The 5,026-nt window shown below is 24.4% G+C and carries 4 protein-coding genes; all 4 read left to right on the forward strand.

Annotated features, from left to right (window positions below):
- Nucleotides 1–485 precede the first annotated feature (485 nt).
- The 4 genes from R4K56_RS14365 (at nt 486) to R4K56_RS14380 (ending at nt 4,854) form a co-directional block, all read left to right on the forward strand.
- Entirely contained in the window at nt 486–1,457 is a 972-nt protein-coding gene (locus R4K56_RS14365; protein ID WP_335773147.1) for an AAA family ATPase, read from the forward strand.
- 334 nt (nt 1,458–1,791) lie between these two features.
- Nucleotides 1,792–2,517 carry a DUF4241 domain-containing protein gene (locus tag R4K56_RS14370; protein WP_335773146.1) on the forward strand — a complete coding sequence of 242 codons (726 nt, stop codon included), beginning with the start codon at nt 1,792–1,794 and terminating at the stop codon, nt 2,515–2,517.
- 202 nt (nt 2,518–2,719) lie between these two features.
- Nucleotides 2,720–3,757 (forward strand): PepSY-like domain-containing protein, encoded by a 1,038-nt coding sequence (locus R4K56_RS14375; RefSeq protein WP_335773145.1) that lies wholly within the window; start codon nt 2,720–2,722, stop codon nt 3,755–3,757.
- A gap of 185 nt (nt 3,758–3,942) precedes the next feature.
- The gene (locus R4K56_RS14380; protein WP_335757456.1) at nt 3,943–4,854 is read left to right on the forward strand and encodes a cysteine hydrolase family protein; all 912 of its coding nucleotides are present in this window, start codon (nt 3,943–3,945) and stop codon (nt 4,852–4,854) included.
- Nucleotides 4,855–5,026: the final 172 nt, after the last annotated feature.

Raw genomic sequence — 5,026 nt, forward strand, 5'->3', positions numbered from 1 at the left:
ATTAAAAAAAATGACAAACTTAAAAATTTTCAGTATATACTGAAAATTTTAGAGTTTGTCAAAAATACAATTTTAACATTAAGTTATTTGTGGGGACTAGCCCCCACACCCACAGTTCTTTTTGTGACCAAAAGAACCAAAAAGACTGCATTTTTAGTCAAAATGTAGTTTTTATTTTATATTTTAAAGAAAACTTAATAATATTTTATGCTATTAATAAATAAAAATTACATTCGTAAATAACTCAAAATTGATAAATATAGTTGTTTAGGTATATATAATGAAACAATGACATTTTATAAATTCATATATTTAGATGTACCATTAACTTTTTTTGCATACGTTATAAAGACTTCACTAAAGTTGCAATTTTTACTATATACCATTTAATGTTTAGGAAATAATTATGAACAATAAAAATTAAATATTTGAAATAATAAAAATATATTATAGAATATCGTTATATTATAATTAGGTTGTATTTTATGATAAAGAATTTTGAAATTCATGATTACAGACAATTAAAAAATGCTAAGTTTGATAATTTTGCTAATATCAATTTATTTGTAGGTGAAAATGATACCGGAAAAACTACAATATTAAAATTATTATATTGTATAAGCTATGAATTAAAAAATCTCATAAATACAAATATTAGAGTATGCAATATTTTTCAGTATATTAACAATATATATACATTTAGTAATTTTAAATTTGGATCTAGTAATAAATCAACAGATAAACTAAAAAAACTTTATTTGTATGATGAAAATTCTATTCATTTTAATGCTTCTATCTCAAATAGTAAAAATGAAATTATAACTTCTGATGATAATATTAATAATTATAATTATGACTATAAGCCTTTATTCATACCAGCTAAAGAAATTTTATCTATTATGAATGCTGTTATTTATCTTAAAAATCAAAATATAGAAAGCGGATTCGATGATTCATATACTGATATAATTTATGAAATAATTGCAAGAAAAAACATTGATGAAAAAGAATTACTAAGCGTTTTCAAAAATAAATATGATTTCTATAACGGCAATATACAAATAGATGAAAATACTAATGCGGTTAATTATCATAAAAATGACGGAAATATTTATAACATCAATATAACTGCTGAAGGAATAAAAAAATTAGGAATATTTGAAGTACTTCATAATACAGGAAATTTAACAAAGAAAAGCATTTTATTTATTGATGAACCTGAAAATAGTCTGCATCCTAAAATGGTTCGTGAGCTTATGAGGTTTTTAGTTGATATTTCAAAAGAAGGCGTGCAAATATTTATGGCTAGTCATAATTCATTCGTTTTAAATCAGCTTAGCAATATTGCCATAAAAGACAATTATCCTATAAATGTATATTTCTTTATAAAAGAATATGATTACACAAAAATAGACGGAGCTTATGATATCTCAACAACTTGTGCAGAATTAAAATAATATTAAAAAGCATATCGATAATTTATGACTTTGTTTTTATCAACTTTTTTCGTTAAAAAAGTTGCAAAAAAACAAATTATTTTTTACTATAAAATATACTGTTTAGTCTTTAGGAAATAATATTATGAACAATAAAGAATTAAATATTTGAAATAATAAAAATATATTATAGAATATTACAATTAGGTTATATTTTATGATAAAGAATTTTGAAATTCATGATTACAGACAATTAAAAAATTCTAAATTTGAAAACATCAAAAAATTAATCATTATATCTTGACAATATTATTATATATAATACCATTTTCAAAAATAAACGGAGGTTACATATATGCCTAAAGATTTTAAAGAACAATTTGATAAAGTAAAACATTTATTAACACCTAGTTTTGATTTGGAAAGTGCTTTCAAAAATAAAGAATTCAACGGTACAAAACTAGATATACTTGAAGTTGGTGAAGTTAATCTCCCTAGCGGAAAAATAATAGCTTGCGATCCTTTGGCTTATCTTTATGATGATGTTAAACCTTTTATTCAAACTGTAAAGCCTAATAAATATAAAGTTTCACTTCTTGTTATAGAGGAAGAAGAAAGAATAGCTATAACAAAAGTTTCTTTCTCTGATAAAGAACCTAAAAGTTATGAACTTGCTGTAACAGGTGAAGAAGATTTATCTGAAGTAGAAGAAGGAGAGTTTTTCGGTTATCCAGTAGATGCCGGTATGGGCTGCGTATGTGATGAAGAAACTGCAAAAAAATATTTAGATTATGAGAAAGAATTAGAAAAAGATAATGAAGATTTTGACAATAGATATGATGATTTATTCTCTGATCTGCTTGAAGAAAATGCTGAAAAATACCCTAAATATCAATCCGAATATGGTGATTGGCTTAATTGGAATATACCAGAAAGCGATTTAAATATAGTATTATTTACAAGCGGTTATGGCGACGGATATTATCCTTGTTATTTCGCTTATGATGAAAATAATGAAATATGTGCTCTTTATACTGTATTCATAGATTTGCAAGATGAATTTGAGGAAAATGAAGAATAATAATTAATAATTCATTATAAAAAAATTAAAGGCTTCATATATTTTATGAGGCCTTTATTTTTTTATTATTTAAATATTAATAAAAATGTAAATTTATTTAAAAATTTATGTAAAAAAAATTGACTTTGAAAAACAAATATACTATAATGTAAATATAGTTATTAATTAATTTACACTATATTTACACTAAAAGGATATGTTTATGAAAAAATCAATTTTAAAAGCAATACCTATTTTAGCAATATCCGGCACTATGTTATTTGCACAGTATTATGATCAAAATAGCTATAATACTCAAAATAATTATGCCTCAGAAAACAGCTATGGCACTTATTACAATTATTATGATGAGTTTATGAAAGTTCTTGCAAGGGAAGCTAGTAATCCAAGCAGCATATATTACAGCCCAGTATTTTCTAAACAATATAATAATTATAATCAAATGAATTATTATAATCCATATCAGCAAACTATGAATGCTATGAATACAGCTTCAGAAACTTATAATAATGCATCACAAAATTATTATGGTACATCAAACCCTTATGAAGAATTGATGAAAATGCTAGAAAGAGAATCTAAAAATCCAAATAGTCCTTACTATAGCCCTAATTACCAAAATAATAATGCATATCAAAATGACTATTATCAAGGATATGATAATAATAATGCATACCAAGATAACAGCTACTATCAAGGATATGATAACAATAATGCATATCAAGATAACAACTACTATCAAGGATATGATAACAATAATACATACCAAGATAACAGCTACTATCAAGGATATGATAATAATAATGCATACCAAGATAACAGCTACTATCAAGGATATGATAACAATAACGCATATCAAGACAGCTATTATCAAGAATATCAAAATAATAATGATTATGCTCAAACAAATGCATCAGAAAATCCTTATCAGGCTGCGGCTGAAGCTTTAATTAAAGCAGCTGAAGAATTAAGCCAAAAAGCTGATACTACAGATAATAATTACAATAATTATAATACTCAAACTAATCAAAGCTATAATAATAATCAAAATTATGACTTCTATACTCCTTTCAAAGTTCCTAAATCAGTTTTTAATACAGCAAATCAAATGTATCCGGATGCAAAAATAATAGATATAGAAATGGAAAATATAGGAATATATGAAGTAAAATTAAACAATATGATGAGACTTTATATAGATAGAAACGGACAATTATTAAATCAGAAATTTGAATATTAATTACAATTTATAATTAAATACAAAGGGGCTTTAATATATTATTATAGCTCCTTTTTTTATTTTATAATATTTTACAAAAATATATATAAGTTAAAAAATGAAAACATCAGAAAATAATAAATTGACAAAATAAAATCATTTAATTATACTATCAATAACAAATTAAATAATAAGGGGATTTAATTATGTCAGTAAAAATACCTTATGAACAAATAGTAAATGAAGATTATGTTGGTAAAGAAACAAATCCAATAAATCAGCAGGATATCTATAAGCTAGCAGACAAATACAGAAAAGACGTTATAAAAGAATTGCATGATGAAAGTATTAATCTGCTAATAGTAGACCCTCAAAGGGATTTTATAGATATGGAAAAAGGGGCTTTACCTGTAAAAAATGCTGCAGAAGACATCAAAAAAATAATAAGATTTATATATGATAATATGGAAAAACTATCAAGTATTTATGTAACATTAGACACACATAGATATGATTCTATATTCCACCCTATCATGTGGGAAGATTATAATGGAAAACCAGTAGCTCCATTCACAGAAATAACATTAGAAAAAATAGAAAATGATGAAGTAGTACCTACTTATGATGATGAAATACAAATTAACTATGTTCAGGCATTGAAGGAAAGAGGTTCAGCTAATTTAATGATATGGCCTTATCACTGTATATACGGCACTGACGGCTGGCTTATAGATAAACAGCTTGCTAATATGTTATTATTTTTTGAAGCAGCAAGGAATCTGCATATAAATAAAATATTAAAAGGACAGGATTCTTTCAGTGAAATGTACGGAGTTATAAGACCGGAAGTTCCTACAGAGTACACTCAAAAATATGATATTTCTTGGACTTCTGATATAACTAATGCTGATAAAATATATATATGCGGGGAGGCAAAAGATTATTGTGTTTATGAAAGTGTAAAACAATTCTGTGAAATTTATGATAATGACAGAAAAGTAACAGAAACTATAAATATAATGATGAACTGCAGCAGTGCTATAGGCGACAATAAAATATGCGATGCAAAATATGAAGAATTATCAAAAAATTATGGAATAAAACTTATAAACGTTTGATTATAAGAAATTATTAAATTAATACATTAATAACAAAAAGGCTTAAGTTTAAAACTTAGGCCTTTTATTTATAAATACTTATTTAATAAAATTTTTTTGGTATTTCATTTTGATGATTTATAAAAATCAATTAATCAGTATATACCTAAACAACTATATTTTGTCAATTTTC

It is taken from the genome of Brachyspira pulli (assembly GCF_036997785.1).
Taxonomy (GTDB): domain Bacteria; phylum Spirochaetota; class Brachyspiria; order Brachyspirales; family Brachyspiraceae; genus Brachyspira; species Brachyspira pulli.